This is a genomic window from Streptomyces sp. NPDC091282, assembly GCF_044757385.1.
Lineage (GTDB): Bacteria > Actinomycetota > Actinomycetes > Streptomycetales > Streptomycetaceae > Streptomyces > Streptomyces gramineus.
Genome location: NZ_JBIVUX010000001.1, coordinates 1,035,496 through 1,053,565 on the forward strand (window position 1 = coordinate 1,035,496; position 18,070 = coordinate 1,053,565).

The 18,070-nt window shown below is 72.8% G+C and carries 15 protein-coding genes; 8 read left to right on the forward strand and 7 right to left on the reverse strand.

Going from position 1 to position 18,070, the window contains the following annotated elements; genetic code table 11:
- Positions 1-11: 11 nt before the first annotated feature.
- The 6 genes from ACIQOE_RS04690 to ACIQOE_RS04715 all read left to right on the forward strand — a co-directional run bounded on the left by ACIQOE_RS04690 (position 12) and on the right by ACIQOE_RS04715 (position 6,361).
- Positions 12-1,079, forward strand: coding sequence for an ABC transporter substrate-binding protein (locus ACIQOE_RS04690; protein WP_365559812.1), 1,068 nt, complete (start codon positions 12-14; stop codon positions 1,077-1,079).
- The gene (locus tag ACIQOE_RS04695) at positions 1,076-1,918 is read left to right on the forward strand and encodes an ABC transporter permease (RefSeq protein ID WP_351319354.1); all 843 of its coding nucleotides are present in this window, start codon (positions 1,076-1,078) and stop codon (positions 1,916-1,918) included. The genes ACIQOE_RS04690 and ACIQOE_RS04695 overlap by 4 nt, the downstream gene beginning before the upstream one ends.
- Positions 1,894-2,607 (forward strand): ABC transporter ATP-binding protein, encoded by a 714-nt coding sequence (locus ACIQOE_RS04700; RefSeq protein ID WP_351319352.1) that lies wholly within the window; start codon positions 1,894-1,896, stop codon positions 2,605-2,607. Before ACIQOE_RS04695 ends, ACIQOE_RS04700 begins: the two co-directional genes overlap by 25 nt.
- The gene (locus tag ACIQOE_RS04705) at positions 2,604-3,941 is read left to right on the forward strand and encodes an LLM class flavin-dependent oxidoreductase (RefSeq protein WP_401409637.1); all 1,338 of its coding nucleotides are present in this window, start codon (positions 2,604-2,606) and stop codon (positions 3,939-3,941) included. Before ACIQOE_RS04700 ends, ACIQOE_RS04705 begins: the two co-directional genes overlap by 4 nt.
- Before the next feature lie 11 nt (positions 3,942-3,952).
- Positions 3,953-4,846, forward strand: coding sequence for a TauD/TfdA family dioxygenase (locus tag ACIQOE_RS04710; RefSeq protein WP_365559815.1), 894 nt, complete (start codon positions 3,953-3,955; stop codon positions 4,844-4,846).
- 111 nt (positions 4,847-4,957) lie between these two features.
- On the forward strand, positions 4,958-6,361 hold the full coding sequence (locus ACIQOE_RS04715; protein WP_401409639.1) for an amino acid permease: 1,404 nt from the start codon (positions 4,958-4,960) through the stop codon (positions 6,359-6,361).
- A gap of 33 nt (positions 6,362-6,394) precedes the next feature.
- Here the strand turns inward: ACIQOE_RS04715 and ACIQOE_RS04720 are convergent, their stop codons facing one another.
- Positions 6,395-7,057 (reverse strand): DsbA family protein, encoded by a 663-nt coding sequence (locus tag ACIQOE_RS04720; RefSeq protein ID WP_351319344.1) that lies wholly within the window; start codon positions 7,055-7,057, stop codon positions 6,395-6,397.
- Positions 7,058-7,192: 135 nt separating this feature from the next.
- On the opposite strand from ACIQOE_RS04720, the gene pepN reads away from it, so the two are divergent.
- Together pepN and ACIQOE_RS04730 are read left to right on the forward strand one after the other, a co-directional pair.
- A complete protein-coding gene (gene pepN, locus ACIQOE_RS04725) occupies positions 7,193-9,772 on the forward strand; it encodes an aminopeptidase N (RefSeq protein WP_401409641.1) in 2,580 nt (859 codons plus the stop codon).
- A gap of 207 nt (positions 9,773-9,979) precedes the next feature.
- Entirely contained in the window at positions 9,980-11,017 is a 1,038-nt protein-coding gene (locus ACIQOE_RS04730) for a hypothetical protein (RefSeq protein ID WP_351319340.1), read from the forward strand.
- A gap of 75 nt (positions 11,018-11,092) precedes the next feature.
- On the opposite strand, the gene ACIQOE_RS04735 is transcribed toward ACIQOE_RS04730, so the two are convergent.
- The 6 genes from ACIQOE_RS04735 to ACIQOE_RS04760 form a co-directional block, all read right to left on the reverse strand.
- Complete coding sequence (locus tag ACIQOE_RS04735) at positions 11,093-12,295, reverse strand: glycosyltransferase (RefSeq protein WP_351319878.1); 1,203 nt, start codon at positions 12,293-12,295, stop codon at positions 11,093-11,095.
- 312 nt (positions 12,296-12,607) lie between these two features.
- On the reverse strand, positions 12,608-13,747 hold the full coding sequence (locus ACIQOE_RS04740; RefSeq protein WP_401409643.1) for an RNA polymerase sigma factor: 1,140 nt from the start codon (positions 13,745-13,747) through the stop codon (positions 12,608-12,610).
- Positions 13,747-14,163, reverse strand: a complete 417-nt coding sequence (locus tag ACIQOE_RS04745) for a YciI family protein (protein ID WP_351319337.1) — start codon at positions 14,161-14,163, stop codon at positions 13,747-13,749. The genes ACIQOE_RS04740 and ACIQOE_RS04745 overlap by 1 nt, the downstream gene beginning before the upstream one ends.
- A 152-nt stretch (positions 14,164-14,315) precedes the next feature.
- The gene (locus tag ACIQOE_RS04750; RefSeq protein WP_401409645.1) at positions 14,316-15,449 is read right to left on the reverse strand and encodes a serine hydrolase domain-containing protein; all 1,134 of its coding nucleotides are present in this window, start codon (positions 15,447-15,449) and stop codon (positions 14,316-14,318) included.
- 103 nt (positions 15,450-15,552) lie between these two features.
- Positions 15,553-17,340 (reverse strand): TIGR03767 family metallophosphoesterase, encoded by a 1,788-nt coding sequence (locus ACIQOE_RS04755; protein WP_365559823.1) that lies wholly within the window; start codon positions 17,338-17,340, stop codon positions 15,553-15,555.
- A 263-nt stretch (positions 17,341-17,603) separates the two neighbouring features.
- Positions 17,604-18,068, reverse strand: a complete 465-nt coding sequence (locus ACIQOE_RS04760; protein ID WP_351319331.1) for an NUDIX hydrolase — start codon at positions 18,066-18,068, stop codon at positions 17,604-17,606.
- Between the last annotated feature and the right edge of the window lie 2 nt (positions 18,069-18,070).

Genomic DNA, 18,070 nt, shown 5'->3' on the forward strand with positions numbered 1-18,070 from the left:
GGAGTCCTCCCATGCCTTCTGCGTCCTCCTCCGGCGTCGACCGCCGGCTCTTCCTCACCTCGCTGCTCGGCGCCTCGGCGGCCGTGGCCGGGCTCGGCGGCTGCGCGGGCGGCACGGCCGCCGCCGGGACGGCGGGCGCGGCCGCCGCCCCGCTGGCCACCGCGGTGCCGGCCGGCACCAGCCTGAAGATCGCCTCCTACCTGAACACCCAGCAGCTCCAGTTCAAGCTGGCGAAACTGCCCCCGCTGCCGTTCACGGTGTCGAGCTGGCTGAACATCGGGGCCGGTCCCGACGTCATCAACGCGTTCCGCGCCAAGTCCCTCGACCTCGCGAACAACGCGGGGATTCCGCCGATCCAGGCGCAGTTCCAGGGGTTCGCGGCGAAGATCGTGGCGATCAACATCACCCGCAGGCCCAACTACCTGTTCGCCACGAAGCCCGGCAGCGACATCCGCACGGTCGCCGATTTCCAGGGGAAGAAGCTCGCCTTCTCGCAGGGTCAGGCCCAGGGGGTCGTGCTGCTGCGGGCGCTGAAGGAGGCCGGGCTCGCCTACGACGACGTGCGGCTGGTGCAGCTGACCAGCAACCAGTTCCTCACCGCCCTGCAGTCCGGCCAGGTCGACGTGGCCCCGCTGGCCAACACCCAGGCGCCGTCCTACCTCCAGCAGTACGCGGCGAAGGGCGCCCGCACGATCGACACCGACGTCGTCGACCTGCTCAGCCTGCTGTGGGCGCCGCAGGCGGTCCTCGGCGACCGGGCCAAGGCCGCCGCGGTCGCCGCGTACATCCCGCAGTGGGCCAGGGGCCTGGTCTGGCAGTGGGAGAACCCGGACACCTGGAACGAGGAGTTCTACGTGAAGACCCAGAACCTGACCCTCGCGCAGGCCCGGGGCGTCACACGGCTCGCCAACAAGCCGCTGTTCCCGCCGAGCTGGGACGAGGCGGTCGCCTGGGAGCAGGAGACCGCGGACCTGCTGGCGGAGGGCGGCTTCGTGAAGAAGACCGACGTCTCCTCGCTCTTCGACCACCGCTTCGAGTCCCTGGCCGCGCGGGCCGTACCCGCGGAGTACCGGAAATGACCGCCGTGGCCACCGGCACCGTGCCGGTTCCCGTGGCGGAGGAGGACCACCGGGTCCGTCCGCGCCGCCGCCTCTCCCCCGGCCGCCGGCTGCCCGCCGCCCGCCTGGCCGGGCCGCTGGTCGTCCTGGCCGCGTGGGCGCTCGCCTCCGCCGCCGGACGGCTCGACCCCGGCGCGGTCCCGGCGCCGTGGACCGTGCTGGACACCGCCGTGCACCTGTGGACGGCCGGGACGCTGCGCACCGACATCCTGACCTCGGTGGAGCGGGCCGGGTACGGCTTCGCGATCGGGCTGGCCGCCGGGGTGCTGCTGGCGCTGGCCGCGGGGCTCAGCCGGGCCGGCGAGGCGCTGATCGACGGGACCGTGCAGATCAACCGGGCGATCCCGACCCTGGGCCTGATCCCGCTGTTCATCCTCTGGCTGGGCATCGGCGAGACCTTCAAGGTCGCGATCATCGCGATCGTCGTCTACATCCCGGTCTACCTGAACACGCACGCCGCGCTGTCCGCGATCGACAGCCGGTACGTCGAACTCGCCGAGGTGCTGGACCTGTCGCGGCCGCGGTTCATCGCGAGGATCGTGATCCCCGGCGCGCTGCCCGGATTCTTCGTGGGGCTCCGGCTCGGCGTCACCGGATCGTGGCTCGGGCTGGTCGTCCTGGAGCAGATCAACGCCACCAGCGGCCTCGGCTACATGATGTTCCAGGCCCAGAACTACGGCCGCAGCGACATCATCCTGGTCGGTCTGCTGATCTACGGCGTCTTCGGCCTCGTCTCCGACACCGTGGTCCGCGCCGTCGAACGGAGGGTGCTGTCGTGGCGCCGCACACTGAGCAGCTGACCCGCCCGGCCGTCCGGCTCCGCGGGCTGACCCGGTCGTTCGGGGACCGTACGGTCCTGGACGGCATCGACCTGGACCTGCCCGCCGGACAGTTCACCGCGCTGCTCGGGCACAGCGGCTCCGGCAAGTCCACCCTGCTGCGGGCGCTCGCCGGACTCGACCACGCGGTCCGCGGCAGCGGTGAACTCAGCGCCCCGGAGCGGGTGTCGGTGGTCTTCCAGGACTCCCGGCTGCTGCCGTGGCAGCGGGTGCTGGACAACGTGGTGCTGGGGCTGGACGGCAAGGACGCCCGGGACAGGGGCCGTTCGGCGCTCGACGAGGTCGGTCTCGGCGGCCGGGAGCGGGCCTGGCCCGGTGAGCTGTCCGGCGGCGAGGCGCAACGGGCCGCGCTGGCCCGCTCCCTGGTCCGCGAACCCGAACTGCTGCTGGCCGACGAGCCGTTCGGGGCGCTGGACGCCCTCACCCGGATCCGGATGCACCACCTGCTGCGCGAGCTGTGGCAGCGGCACCGCCCGACCGTGCTGCTCGTCACGCACGACGTCGACGAGGCGGTCGTCCTCGCCGACCGCGTCCTGGTCCTGGAGAACGGCCGGATCGGCCTGGACCTGGCCGTGGACCACGACCGCCCGCGGGACGCGTACCGCACCCGGCTGCTGACCGCCCTCGGTGTCACGGAGGACCCCGCATGACCCGCACCCTGCACCTGAACGCGTTCCTGATGAACACCGGCCACCACGAGGCCTCCTGGCGCCTCCCGGAGAGCGACCCGCACGCGCACACCGACCTCACGCACTACGTGCGGCTGGCCAGGGCCGCGGAGCGCGGCACCTTCGACTCGCTCTTCCTCGCCGACGGGCCGCATCTGTGGGGCGGTGTCGCCCAGCGTCCGGCCGGTGCCCTGGAACCGCTGACCCTGCTCACCGCGCTGGCGACCGCGACCGAGCACATCGGCCTGATCGCCACCGCCTCCACCTCGTACAACTCCCCCTACAACCTGGCCCGCAGGTTCGCCTCCCTTGACATCCTCAGCGGCGGCCGGGCGGGCTGGAACATCGTCACCACGGCGGGCGCGGAGGCGGCCCGCAACTTCGGTCTGGACGCGGAGCCCGCGCACGCCGAGCGGTACGCGCGGGCCGCCGACTTCCTCGACGTGGCCCTGAAGCTCTGGGACAGCTGGGAGGACGACGCGGTCGTCGCCGACAAGGCGGCCGGCGTCTGGGGCGACGACGCGAAGATCCACCCGCCGCGGCACGAGGGGCCGTACTTCCGTGTCGAGGGCGCCCTGAACGTGCCGCGCTCCCCGCAGGGCTACCCGCTGCTGGTGCAGGCGGGATCCAGCGAGGACGGCAAGGCGTTCGCGGCCCGCTACGCGGAGGCGGTGTTCACCGCGCAGCAGACCCTCCCGGACGCGCGGGCCTTCTACGCCGACCTGAAGGCGCGCACGGCCGCGGCCGGCCGGGACCCGGACCACGTCAAGGTGCTGCCGGGCATCGTCCCGGTGATCGGCTCGACCGAGGCCGAGGCGCGGGAGCAGGAGCGGCTCCTGGAGGACCACATCGTGCACCGGTACGGCGTCGACCGCCTGGAACGGCTCCTGCAACTGGCCCCCGGCACCCTGGAACTGGACGCGCGGCTGCCCGCCAGCCTGCCGACCGAGGACGCCGTGGAGGGCGCGAAGAGCCGGTACACGCTGGTCGTCGGGCTGGCCCGCCGCGAACGGCTGACCGTGCGGCAGCTGATCGGGCGGCTCGGCGGCGGCCGCGGACATCTGACCTTCGCCGGAACGCCCGAGCAGATCGCCGACGCGATCGGGACCTGGTTCACCGAGGGCGCCGCCGACGGCTTCAACATCATGCCGCCGGTGCTGCCCTCGGGCCTTGAGACCTTCGTCGACCACGTGGTGCCGGTCCTGCGCGCCCGCGGCCTGCTGCGCACCTCCTACGGCCCGCGCCGGACCCTGCGGGAGCGCTACGGCCTGCCCCGCCCCGCCAACCAGTACACCGCCAGCCCTGTGTCCGCCTGAAAGGAACCGTCATGTCCCTGGAGATCACCAAGATCACCGCGAACATCGGCGCCCGGGTCTCCGGCGTCGACATCTCCCGGCCGCTCGACGCCTCGGCCGCGGCCGAGATCCGCGAGGCCCTGAACGCGCACAAGGCGCTCGTCTTCGACGACGTGCACCTCGACGACGACTCCCAGCAGGCCTTCGTCCGGCACTTCGGCGAGGTCACCACCGCCCATCCGACGGTCTCCTCGATCGCCGGCGCCCCGAACGTCCTGCCGGTGGACAGCGAGCGCGGCCGGGCCGCCAACCACTGGCACACGGACGTGACGTTCGTCCTCAACCCGCCGCAGGCGACCACCCTGCGCTCGGTCACCGTCCCGCCGTACGGCGGCGAGACCCTGATCGCGAGTTCGGCCGCCGCCTACCGGCAGCTCCCCGAGCCGCTGCGCCGGCTGGCGGACACGCTGTGGGCGGAGCACACCAACGACTACGACTACGCGGTGCCCGACGAGGAGATCGACGCCGAGCAGGCCGCCCAGCGCGCCCAGTTCACCTCGATCACCTACCGCACGGTCCACCCGGTGGTGCGGGTGCACCCGCTGACCGGGGAACGCGGCCTGTTCATCGGCGGGTTCGCGCAGCGGATCGCCGGGCTGCCGCCGGCCGAGTCCCGCAGGATCCTCGACCTGCTCCAGGCGTACGTCACCCGCCCGGAGAACGTCCTGCGCCACCGCTGGTCGCCGGACCAGCTGGTGGTCTTCGACAACCGGATCACCCAGCACTACGCCGTCGACAACTACGACGGCCTGCCGCGCCGGCTGCACCGGGTGACCCTCGCCGGTGACGTCCCGGTGGGTGTCGAGGGCAAGGAGAGCCACTCGGTCACGGGCGACGCCTCGCACTACACGAGCGTGGCCGCGTAACAGCACTGCGTCAGCGAGGCGTCCGGATGGTGGGCGGCCGTGCCCGTGAGCGGGACGGCCGCCCAGACTGTGGGCGTTTTTGCCCATCTCACGCTTGGACGAGCCGCGCCCATGCCGCACAGCACCACCACGGTCCGGACACCGCCGACGCAGGACGGCGGTGCCGGGCTCTCCCACGGCCTCAAGCAGCGCCACCTCTCGATGATCGCCCTGGGGGGTGTGATCGGCGCGGGGCTGTTCGTGGGCTCCGGCTCGGGGATCGCCGCCGCCGGCCCGTCCGTGGTCGTCGCCTACGCCCTCTCCGGGCTGCTGGTGATGCTGGTGATGCGGATGCTCGGCGAGATGTCGGCCGCCCACCCGTCGTCGGGTTCCTTCTCGGCGCACGCGGAGCGGGCGATCGGCCCGTGGGCGGGGTTCACCGTGGGCTGGGCGTTCTGGGTCCTGCTGTGTACGGCCGTGGGGCTGGAGGGCATCGGCGCGGCGAAGATCGTGACCGGCTGGCTGCCGGGGACACCGGAGTGGGCGTGGGTGGCCCTCTTCATGGTCGTGTTCTGCGTCACGAACCTGGCGTCGGTCCGCAACTTCGGCGAGTTCGAGTTCTGGTTCGCCGCGCTGAAGGTCGGCGCGATCGGCCTGTTCCTGGTCCTCGGCGCCCTGGCGATCGCCGGTGTGCTGCCCGGCACCGATCCGCCGGGCACCGCCCACCTCACCGACTTCCTCCCGAACGGCGGCCAGGGCCTGATCGTCGGCCTGCTCGCCTCGGTCTTCGCCTACGGCGGCCTGGAGACGGTCACCATCGCGGCGGCCGAGTCGGAGGACCCGGTACGGGGCGTGGCGAGCGCGGTCCGCACCGCGATGTGGCGCATCGCGGTGTTCTACGTCGGCTCGATGGCCGTCGTCGTCACCCTGGTCCCCTGGGACTCCCCGGAACTCGTCGAGAAGGGCCCCTACGTCGCCACCCTCGACCGGCTGGGCATCCCCGGTGCCGGCCAGGTGATGAACGTGGTCGTCCTGGCCGCTCTGCTCTCCGCGATGAACGCCAACATCTACGGTTCCTCGCGCATCGCCCACTCGCTGGTGGAGCGCGGGCACGGTCCGCGGGCGCTGGCCAGGGTCTCCGGCGGTGTGCCGCGCCCGGCGGTGCTCACCTCGTGCGCCGTCGGCTTCGGCTGCGTCCTGCTCAGCCGCTGGCGTCCCGACGACGTCTTCCCCTGGCTCCTCAACATGATCGGCGCGGTGATCCTGGTCGTCTGGATCTTCATCGCCGTCTCCCAGCTGCTGCTGCGCCGCCGTCTCGAACGGGAGAAGGCCGGGCGCCCGGTGGTGCGGATGTGGGGGTTCCCGTACCTGACCTGGCTGGCGCTGGCCGGCATGGCGGCGGTCTTCGTGCTGATGGCCCGCGAGGCGGACACCCGCGTGCAGCTGTACTCCACGGGCGCGATGACCGCCGTGCTCGCGGCGGCCGGCCTGGCCCGGCAGCGGCGGCGCACGGCCCGGACCTCCGCGCGGCCGTGACGCGCGGAGGCCGTGCCGTGGCGGCGCCGGTGACTACAGGTTGCTGAAGTCGGGCCCCTTGGTGCGGGTGCGCTTGATCTCGTAGAAGCCGGGGACGGAGGCGACCGCGAGGGTGCCGTCCCACAGGCGGGCCGCCTCCTCGCCCTTGGGGGCGGGGGTCACGACCGGGCCGAAGAAGGCGATCTGCTCACCGTCCGCGCCGGGAACCGCGATGACCGGGGTGCCGACGTCCTGGCCGACCTTGTCGATGCCCTCCTTGTGGGAGGCGCGCAGCTCCGCGTCGAACTCGAAGTCCTCCTGGTCGGCGTAGTCGATCAGGTCGGCCGGCAGGCCGACGTCCGCGAGCGCTCCGGCGATCGCCTCCACGGTCGGGCCCTCGCCGTCGTTGTGGATGCGGGTGCCGAGCGCGGTGTAGAGCGGGCCGAGGATGTCGGAGCCGTGCTTCTGCCAGGCCGCGGTGACCACGCGGATCGGCTTCCACGCCTTGGTCTCCAGCAGCTCGCGGTACTCCTCGGGCAGTTCGTCCAGCTTCGGCTCGTTGAGCACGGCGAGGCTCATGATGTGCCAGCGGACCTCGATGTCCCGGACCTTCTCCACTTCCAGGACCCAGCGCGAGGTCATCCACGCCCAGGGGCACAGCGGGTCGAACCAGAAGTCGACGGGGGTCTTGCCGGAACGCGTCTCGGTCTCGGACATGGTTCTCCTCGGAATAAGGCCTTTTCCAGCGGCAACACCGGCACCCCCGACCCCATTCCCGGGTCCCCCCGGTCAGGTGCGCATGGGAGGATCGGTGCTGTTCCGGCGACCGACAACGATGAGGGAGTGCCGCCCGTGCCCGGTGAGAATCTGTCCCGTGACGAGGCCCGCGAGCGGGCCGCACTGCTGTCGGTGGACAGCTACGACGTATCGCTGGACGTGCGGTCGGCCGTCGGCGAGGGCCAGGCCGAACCGCGCACCTTCCGTTCGGTGACCACGATCCGGTTCCGCTGCAACGAGCCGGGCGCGTCGAGCTTCGCCGACCTGGTCGCGCCGGGCGTGACGGCCGTGACCCTGAACGGCAAGGACCTCGACCCGGGCGAGGTCTTCGACGGCGCCCGGATCGCCCTGGAGGACCTGGCCGCGGAGAACGAGCTGGTGGTGGACGCGCAGTGCGCCTACTCCCGGACCGGTGAGGGCCTGCACCGCTTCGTCGACCCCGAGGACGGCGAGGTCTACCTCTACACGCAGTACGAGCCGGCCGACTCCCGGCGGGTCTTCGCCAACTTCGAGCAGCCGGACCTCAAGGCGCCGTTCCGCTTCGAGGTGCGGGCGCCCGAGGAGTGGACGGTGTGGAGCAACGGCGCCGGTGAACTCGCCGACGGGGTGTGGCGGTTCGCGGAGACGAAGCCCATCTCGACGTACATCACCTGCGTGGTGGCCGGTCCCTACCACTACGTGACGGACCACTACACGCGCACGCTCCCGGACGGGACGACGCTGGAGATCCCGCTCGGCGCGATGTGCCGCAAGGGCCTGGCGCCGTACTTCGACGCGGACGACGTCTTCCTGGTCACCCGGCAGGGCCTGGACTTCTTCCACGACCACTTCGACTACCCGTACCCGTTCGGGAAGTACGACCAGGCGTTCGTGCCCGAGTACAACCTCGGCGCGATGGAGAACCCGGGTCTCGTGACCTTCCGGGAGGAGTACATCTTCCGGGGCAAGGTGACGCAGGCGTCCTACGAGGCGCGGGCCAACGTCATCCTGCACGAGATGGCGCACATGTGGTTCGGCGACCTGGTCACCATGGTGTGGTGGGACGACCTGTGGCTGAAGGAGTCCTTCGCGGACTTCATGGGCACGTTCGCGAACGTCGGCGCGACGCGGTTCACCAACGCGTGGACCACCTTCGCCAACCGCCGCAAGGCCTGGGCCTACCGCGCCGACCAGCTGCCGTCCACGCACCCGATCACGGCCGACATCCGCGACCTGCAGGACGCCAAGCTCAACTTCGACGGCATCACCTACGCCAAGGGCGCCTCCGTGCTCAAGCAGCTGGTGGCGTACGTCGGCCAGGACGCGTTCCTGGAGGGCGCCCGCCGCTACTTCAAGCGCAACGCGTACGGCAACACCCGCCTCGGCGACCTGCTGTCGGTGCTGGAGGAGACCAGCGGCCGGGACATGGGCGCCTGGTCGCGCAAGTGGCTGCAGACGGCCGGGGTGAACTCGCTGACGCCGCAGGTGCTGCTCGCCGCGGACGGCCGGATCGAGGAGCTGGCGGTGGTCCAGGAGGCCGCCGAGTCGCATCCCGAGCTGCGCCCGCACCGGGTCGCGGTCGGTCTCTACCGCCGTACGGCCGAGGGCGCGCTGGAGCGCTACGCGCGCGCGGAGGCGGACGTCGACGGTCCGCGCACGGTGATCGCCGACCTGGCGGGCGCCGAGGCCCCGGAGCTGGTCCTGGTCAACGACGACGACCTCACCTACTGCAAGATCCGCTTCGACGACGCCTCGCTGGCCGCGCTCCGGGACCACCTGGGCGACCTGACCGACCCGCTGGCCCGTGCCCTGTGCTGGTCGGCGCTGTGGAACCTGACCCGGGACGCGCTGCTGCCGGCCCGGGACTTCGTCGGCCTGGTGCTGCGGTTCGCGAGCCGTGAGTCGGACATCGGGGTGCTGCAGATGCTGCACGCCTGGGCGGAGTCGGCGCTGGTGCACTACGTGGCGCCGGAGAGCCGGGAGGCGGCCGGGCGGCGGCTCGCGGAGGGCGCCCTGCGGGAGCTGCGGGAGGCCGAGCCGGGCAGCGAGCACCAGCTGGCCTGGGCGCGGTTCTTCGCGTCGACGGCGGCGGACGAGGCGGACCTGCGGCTGCTCGGCGACCTGCTGTCGGGCACGGCCGTGATCGACGGCCTGGACGTGGACCAGGAGCTGCGCTGGGCGTTCCTGGAACCCCTCGCCGCGCACGGCGTGGCCGACGAGGCGGCGCTGGCGGCCGAACTGACCCGCGACGACACCGCGTCCGGCAAGCGCCACCAGGTGCGCTGCCTGGCGGCGCGGCCCTCGGCGGCCGTGAAGGCGCAGGCCTGGGCGCAGGTCGTGGAGTCGCAGGCGCTGTCCAACGCGCTGGTGGAGGCGACCATCGCGGGCTTCGCCCAGTCCTCGCAGCGGGACCTGCTGGCGCCCTACGCGCGGAAGTACTTCGAGGTCATCGCGCGGATCTGGGAGGACCGCTCGATCCAGATCGGCATGGACGTGGTGCGGGGCCTGTACCCGGCGTTCCAGGACCGTCCCGAGACGCTGGAGGCGACGGACGCCTGGCTCGCGGCCCACGCCGACGCGCCCGCGGCGCTGCGCCGGCTGGTCCTGGAGGCCCGGGACGACCTGGCCCGGACGCTGCGCGGACAGGAGTGCGACGCGCGGGCCGTCACCGGCTGACCTTTGGCCTTGGGTTGCCCGCCGGGTGACCGTTACGGAATTCATTCCATCATGGCCGTAACCCCTGGTCCGCACTCGATCGGACCAGGGGTTTTCGGCTCCTACTCGGCACTCGAACACCTGACCTTTAGCACCATTCTGTCCGCATTCTTCAACAGGAACGTAACAGCGGTTACCGGGCAGACCGGACGCGGGAATCTCCGGTCCATGACCCACAACACCCCGCTGTCCCCCCGCCCCCTCCGCCACCTCTCCGACGTCCACCGCCGGGTGCTGACGACGACTCAGCTCCGCTCCCACGGCGTTCCGGCCGCCGAGATCACCGAGCAGTGCCGGGCGGACGGACCCTGGCAGCAGCTGCTGCCCGGCGTCGTCCTGCTCCACCCGGGACCGCCCACCAGCGAGGAACGCCTGCACGGGGCGCTGCTGTTCGCCGCCCGCGAGCCCGCCCCCGGCGTCCCGTCCCAGCCCGGTGCCGGCTCCCCGCACCGCACGGTCTACCCGGAGGCCATGATCACCGGCCTGGCCGCGCTGACCCTGCACGGCTTCTCCGCCACCCCGCCGCTGCTCTCCCTGGAGCACGTGGACGTCCTGGTCCCGCGGCTGCGCCGGATCCGCTCCACCTCCTACGTCCGGGTGCTGCGCACCCCGGCCCTGCCGACGCCCGAGGCGGTGACCGGCCTGCCGGTCGCGCCGGTCCCCCGGGCCCTCGCGGACGCGGTGGCGGACCTGACCGACGCGGAGGCGGTCCGCCGGCTGCTGACCGAGGCGGTCCGCGGCCACCACTGCGAACCGGCCGCGGTGGTGCGGGCGCTGAACGAGGCCAAGCTGCTGTCCCGCCCGCACGTGGTCGACGCCGTCGACTCACTGGTCGCCGAGGGCCGGGCCATCGCCGAGGACCGCCTCTACCGGATGGTCCGCGAGCACGGCCTGCCCGACCCGGTGTGGAACGTCGACCTGCGCCTGGCCGGCGGCCCGCACCTGGGCGGCGTGGACGCCTACTGGCCGGAGCAGGCCGTCGCCGTGGAGCTGGACACCCGTGCACCGCGACAGGACGAGGACGCGCTGTGGTCCGAATACGCCAGCAAGCGGGAGCACCTGGAGCGGCTGGGCATCACCGTCGTCCACCTCACCCCGAGGAAGCTCCGCGACACGATGGAGCAGCAGGCTGCGGTGGTCCGCACCGCGCTGATGGCCTCCGCCGACCGGGACCCGGCCGCCCATGTCGTGGTGCTGCCCCGGTAACCGAGGGGGGAGTCCGGAGGGGAGCGAAGGGGCCGTCGGTTCGGAGGGGGACCGACGGCCCCTCGGCGTCCGCCGCTACTGCCCGCCGACCCCCGGGCGCAGTTCGTCGCGGACGTCGCCGGCCACGCGGTCGAGCAGGTCCGCGTACGCGGCGATCATCCGGGTGCGGCTGAACCGCTCGCGGCTCGCGAGCAGCGCGGGAGCGAACGCCTCGCGCTCGGCCACCGCGGCCGACCACGCGAAGGCGATCGCGTCGGGGTCGAAGGGCGTCACGAGTCCGTGGCCCTCGACGATGGACGCGCTGTCGCCGACGTCGGTGGTCACCGGTACGGCACCGCACATCATGCCCTCGATCAGGCACAGCGGAGCCGCCTCGCCCGAGACGGAGGTCAGGGCCACGACGTCGGACCCGGCGTACACGGCCTCCATGTCGTGCCGTACGCCCAGCAGGTGCACCCGGTCGCCGAGGGCGGCCCGGTCGGCGCCGAAGGCGATCTCCATGTCGGCCCACAGGGCGGGGTTGTCCTCGGTCATCCCGGCACCGCACATGACCACGTGGCCACCGCCCTCGCGGGCCAGCCAGGCCCGTGCCGCCCGCAGGAAGAGCGGCACGTTCTTCATGCCGGCGTACCGGGCGGCGAAGACGACGACGGGAGCGCCGGCCGGGATCCCGGCCGACTCGCGGAAGGCGAGGCGCAGCGCCGCATCCGGCCGGAAGCGGAGCAGGTCGACCCCGTTCGGGATGACGTGCAGCAGCTCACCGGGGATGCCGGCCGCCTCGTACGCGTCCCGCGTCGACTCGGCGCAGCACACGCACGCCACGACCTTCCCGTCCGCGATGGCCGTCCGCAGCTCGTCCAGCGCCGGGCCCTGGTTCTCCGGGTCGGACCGGTGCAGGCAGACCACGACGGGGCGGCGGGGCAGACCGGCCTGGTTGAGGAGCGCGAGCGGCTGCTCCTTCAGCGAGAGGATCACGTCCGCGCCGGCCATCGCCCGTGCGGTATCGGCCAGTTCGGGTCCGCTGAAAACCGACGCCGCGACGGCGCCGTCCACCAGTCCGGCGGTGCGGCCCAGCGAGGTCACCTCGACGCCGCCCGCCGTCAGCGTGCGGTAACAGGCGTCGTCCTCCATGCGCTGCGTGGTGGCTTCCCGGTGGACCTCACCGTGCAGACTCAGCACACGGTGCCACTGCTGTCCGCCCTCTACCAGGCCCAGCAGCACATCACTGTGCACGATCCGGGCTCCCCCGGAGAAAAAGCCCTCGTAGACCGAGAGCACACGAAGTCCGAGCCGAGCGCCCACACGAACACCTGCCTTGCACCAGATCGAGCCATCCCCGGGAACCTCGGGTTAGCCGATATGAGGCGGTACGGACGTTTCATTCGGATGAACGACATGTCTCGTGCCGGAGTCCGATTCATTTACACGGTGCGTGCCGGGACACGCACGCTCAGCGGCCTCGCAATGCCTTCGTTGTCACGCCTGTGACCTGCGGCTTCGTGGTTCTCCGCCGGGCCGGTGGGACGCGCCGGGGCGGGCCGGCCGACGGCAAAGAATCGGCAAGCGGGCCACCCGGACGTACGCGGAACGTCAGCCGCGGGCGTTGAGCCGGGCGGCCCGGCGGGTCAGGTGGTCGCGCTCGGCGAGGTTCGTGGCCCTGCGGGCCGCCTCGGCGTACAGCCGGGCCGCGGTCGCCCGGTCGCCGTCCCTCTCGTGCAGGTGGGCGGCGACCGCGGCGTACCGGGGCAGGGACGTGTCCAGCCCGGCGAGGGCGGCGAGGCCGGCGCGGGGTCCGTCGGCCTCGCCGACGGCGACCGCGCGGTTGAGCCGGACGACGGGGCTGCCGGTCAGCCGGGCGAGTTCGTCGTACCACTCGACGATCTGCACCCAGTCGGTCTCCGCGGCGGTGGGCGCGTCCGCGTGCAGGGCGGCGACGGCGGCCTGGGCCTGGTACTCGCCGAGGCGGTCGCGGGCGAGGGCGCCCTGGAGGATCCCGACGCCCTCGGCGATCAGGCCGGTGTCCCACCGGCCGCGGTCCTGCTCGGCGAGCGGCACCAGGCTGCCGTCGGGCCCGGTGCGGGCGGCCCGGCGGGCGTGGTGGAGCAGCATCAGCGCGAGCAGCCCGGCCGCCTCGGGGTGGTCGACCCGGGCGGCGAGCTGCCGGGTGAGCCGGACGGCCTCCGCGGCGAGGTCGACGTCCCCGGAGTAGCCCTCGTTGAAGACCAGGTAGAGGACGCGCAGCACGGTCGCGACGTCGCCGGGCCGGTCCAGGCGGACGCCGGAGACCGTGCGCTTGGCGCGGCTGATCCGCTGGGCCATGGTCGCCTCCGGGACGAGGTAGGCCCGGGCGATCTGGCGGGTGGTGAGGCCGCCGACGGCGCGCAGGGTGAGCGCGACGGCGGCGGAGGGGGTCAGCGAGGGGTGCGCGCACAGGAAGTAGAGCTGGAGGGTGTCGTCGGCGCCGGGGACCGGGCCGGGCGGCGGCTCGTCGTCCGCCCGGTCCTCGCGCCGGCGGCGGGCGGCGTCCGCGCGGGTCGCGTCGAGGAACCGCCGCCATGCCACCGTGACCAGCCAGCCCTTCGGGTCCCGCGGCGGGTCGGCGGGCCACACCCGGACCGCCTCCACCAGCGCCTCCTGCACGGCGTCCTCGGCCGCCGCGAAACCGGCTCCGCGGCGGACGAGGACGGTGAGCACGCTCGGGGAGAGGCTCCTGAGCAGGACCTCGTCCATCAGTGGCAGGACTCCTCGATGGTGGGATGCGCGGTCAGGAACGGGCGCACCTCCAGCCACTCGTGGATCGGCCGGCCGCCGGCGCCGGGAGCGGCCGACAGCTCACCGGCCAGCTCCACGGCGCGCTCCTGGCTGTCGACGTCGATCACCATCCAGCCGGCGATGACGTCCTTGGTCTCCGCGAACGGCCCGTCGGTGACCGGCGGGCGCCCCTCGCCGTCGTACCGGACCCACATCCCGTCCGGGGCGAGGGCCTGGCCGTCGACGAACTCGCCGGACTTCTCCAGGCGGGCCGCGAAGTCGTTCATGTAGCGGATGTGGGCCGAGATCTCCTCCTGCGTCCACCGGTCCATGGGCACGTCGTTGACGGCGGCCGGAGCGCCCCGGTAGTGCTTGAGCAGCAGGTACTTCGCCATGGTCGTTCTCCTCGGTGCTCGTACGGCCCATTGTGGCCGCCCTCGCCCCTGGGACGGAGCCGGCCGAGCGTTCTCGACATCGCCGCCAAAGATTTTTCCCGCCGCCGCGGATTCCGCCGGGCGCTCGCGCGGGGAGTGCGCGTCCGGGCCGCTCAGTCGCCGCAGAACTCCGCGTCCAAAACCGTGCCCGGGTCGCCCGTCCAGTCGCCGTTGAAGTTCACGGCCAGGGCGTGGCGGCCGTCGGCGGTGGTGGCCGCGGTGGAGGAGGAGCCGTGGATGCCGCCGTCGTGGCCCCAGACGTGGACGCCGCAGGAGAGGGTGCGGTCGATCAGGCCGAGTCCGTAGGCGCTGCCGGGGTCGCCGGGGACGGGGACCGTCGTCTTCATCTCCTTGAGCTGGTGCGCGGGCAGCAGCCGGCCGCGCAGCAGGGCCTGGTAGAAGCGGGTCAGGTCGGCGGAGGTGGAGATGATCTCGCCGGCCGAGGAGGCCAGGGACGGGTTGAGGGCGGTGACGTCGTAGGCGGGGCCGGTGGCGGTCTCCGCCAGCTTCGAGTAGGCGCGGCTGCTCGGGCTCGGCAGGGTGGTGCGGGTACCGGGGACGACGGTGCCGGTCAGCCGCAGCGGCTCGATCACCCGGCGGGTGATCTCCTCGGCGTACGAGTGGCCGGTGACCGCCTTGATCACCATGCCGGCCAGGACGTAGTTCGTGTTCGAGTAGGACCAGTCCGTGCCCGGTGCGAAGTCCGGCGCGTGCCGCATCGCGAGGGCGACCAGCTCGGCGGGTGTCAGGGTGTCGTAGCGGTGCCGCAGGAAGCCGTCCTTCAGGAAGTACGTGCGGACGAAGCCGTCGTCCGAGGTGTAGTTGTAGATGCCGCTGGTGTGGTCGAGCAGCTGACGGACGGTGACGCGGCGGCCGTCGTTGCCGTGGCCCCGGACCACTCCGGGCAGCCACCTGTCCACCGTGTCGTCCAGGGACAGGCGGCCCTCCGCCTCCAGTTGGAGCAGGACGGTGGCGACGAAGGTCTTCGTGATGCTGCCGACCCGGTAGTGGTCGGAGGCGGAGCGCGGCGCGCCGGTCCGGGTGTCGCCCACCCCGGCCGTGGTGGACCAGGTGCCGTGCGGGTCGCGGGCCGTGGCCGTCACCCCGGGCACGCCCGCCGCGACCGCGGTCCGCACCGCCTCGCGGGTGGCCCGGTGGCCGGCGGCGGGTGCCGCCGCCGCCGGTGCCAGGAGTGCCGCCGACAGGGCCACCGCGGTGGCCGCCACCAGTGCCGTACGTACGAACATGTCTCTCCCCCGGTCGGGTCGCCGTGGTCGTGGTACCCGGCTGGGGAGAGGGACACCGGCGTGATCGGGGAGGTTGCCCGACTGTGGGCCGGTTGGGTGAGTTTCAGCCCTTCTTGAGGACCAGCTCCGTGTTCCGGTCGACGGCGTCGCCGGCGAGGACCTTGCTGGCTCCGGGGGCGTTGAAGGCCAGTTCGCGGTAGAGGGCCGCGAGGCCGGTCTGGGAGAGGTCGGAGAAGTCGGTGCGGTGCGGGGCCGCCGCCTCGATCAGCGTGGTGAAGAGCGAGACCGTGCCGTCCTTGTTGTCCGTCAGCTCCACGACCCGGGCCAGCTGCGGGTGGTCGACGTGCGAGGCGGTGGTGATCTCCCAGAAGGCGTTGCCGTTGGAGGCCTTGTGCGGGGTGATGAGGTTGCGGTGGATGTGGCCGTTCACCCAGGCGAGGACGTTCGCGTGCCGGTTGAGGAGGCTGACCAGTTCGGCGCCCGAGTGGCGGCGGTCGCCCGGACGGGCCGGGTCGGGGCGGGTGTTGGTCATCGTCTTGCTGGTGTGGTGGCTGAAGACGACCGCGTAGGAGTCCTTGTTCTCCCGCAGGGTCTTCTCCAGCCAGGCCAGTTGGGCCGTGCCGATCGATCCGTCGTAGTGGCCGCCGGCGTCCGTCGTGTCCAGGCTGATGCCGATCACGTCGTCGGAGATGCGGAAGGCGTAGTACTGGGTGCCGGCGGCCAGGTTCGCGGAGGAGTAGCCGTGCCCGACCGGGCCGAGGCCCTGGTAGGCCGGGTCCAGGTGGGCCTTGAGGTAGTCCGCGGCCGTGTACGGGGCGCGCTTGGGGTCCGGTGTGACCGAGCGCGCCGACCGGGCGTGGGCCTTGAGGAAGTCGCGGTAGCCGCTGCCCTTCGGGTCCGCGGCGGTGCGGATGGCGTCCTGGAGCTTCTTGGCCTCGGCGTCGGTCACCGTCATCAGCTTCTTGCCTGCGACCGCGGCGGCGGCCAGGTAGGGGTCGGCGTGGGAGCCGTAGCAGCCGAGCGGCAGGGCGTCGTGGTTGCCGACGGTGGAGTACCAGGGCAGGTTGAGGCCGGGGCTGTTGACCTCGCGGATCGCGGCGGCCAGGAAGCCGGCCAGGTGCGGGAAGCCGAGCGCCTTGTCGCCGTCGCGGACGGTCGAGCTCGCCTGCCAGTACTGCTTCAGGCCGCTGTTCTGCACGCCCTCGTAGTGCGTGGGGTCGCCGCTGTTGGGGGTGATCCGGCCGCCGCTCATCACCTTCATGAACCACTCCAGTTCGGAGTGGGCGTTGTTGTCGGTGTTGTCGCCGGTCGTCATCACGAAGTGCAGCGGGGAGCCGGTGACCGGGGCGCCGCGCAGCGCGTTCACCCGCTCGACGAGGGAGATCGCACCGGGCACGGTGAGGGCCTCGTGCGGGCGCCAGGCGTGCGGGTCGTGGGCGCGCAGGTATTCGAGGCGCAGCGGGTGCTGGACGTCCATCAGGTGCAGGTCGGTGAACTGCACGAACGAGGCCAGGGCGCTGCGGCGGCCGGCCCGGCCGGACTTGGCGGCGGCCAGGTCGGAGCGCAGGACGCGCGCCCAGCCGGGGCCGTCGCCGAGCCGCCGGTAGCCGGAGCCGTTGCGGGGCGCGGCGACGGAGGCCACGGTGGTGCCCTTGGTGTACGGCGCGAGGGGCGCCGCGGCGGCCGCGCGGCCCTCGGCGACCGGCTGCTGCTCCGCGGCGGCGGCCGGCGCGGCGGGCGCGGCCTGGCCGGCGGTGGGGCGCAGGGCGAGGCCGACGCCCGCGGAGAGCGAGACGGCTCCGGCGGCGGCGAGCACGGTGCGGCGGTTGATCTCCAGTGCCTCGCGGCCCTTCTGGGCCGCGGAGGTGGCGACTGAGCGTATGCGCGACATGGCGCGGTCTCCCCGAGTGCGAACGCGTCCGGCAGTGGTCGCGGGCGATCGCTTCCGCGAACGTCCCGCTCACTCTGGATCGTTGGCACCGGGAATGGCCTGCGCGTGAACGCGACGGCAACGCGCAGCGCCGATCACCGTACGTGGATCAGGTGAGGTGGGGACCGGTCATGGAGCGGATCGCGGGCGGCCGGGGGCCGGTCACTCCGCGTTCATCTGACGGGGAAGGGGAGGGGCTCCGGTGCTCACGAGTGCGCCGGCCGCTACCCCTGGTCGTGGGCGAACCGTCCCGCCGCGGGCCGTTCCCGCCACAGCCGCAGGGCGGTGTCGACGAGCCGGATGTGCCTCAGGTCCGGTACGGCGTCCAGGTCGTGCCAGGCGGCCATGTCGGTGGAGCCGTTCACCTCGTTGCGCAGCTCGCCGCCGGCGATCTCGGCGCTGTAGACGATCCGCACGTGGTGGTGGTCGGTGACCCGGGCCAGCAGGTCGCGCCGGGCGAAGCGCTGGTGCTGGGAGTCGATGCCCAGCAGGCCGGTCACCTCGACGCGGTAGCCGGTCTCCTCCATGAGTTCGCGGCGGACCGTGTCGTAGGGGTCCTCCCCGTGCTCCATGCCGCCGCCGGGCAGCACCCACTCGGGGGTGCCGTCGTCGGCCGGTGACCGGGCCAGCAGGACCTGTCCGTCGCGGACGCACACGGCGTAGGCCGCCACCCTCAGCTTCTCGCGCACAC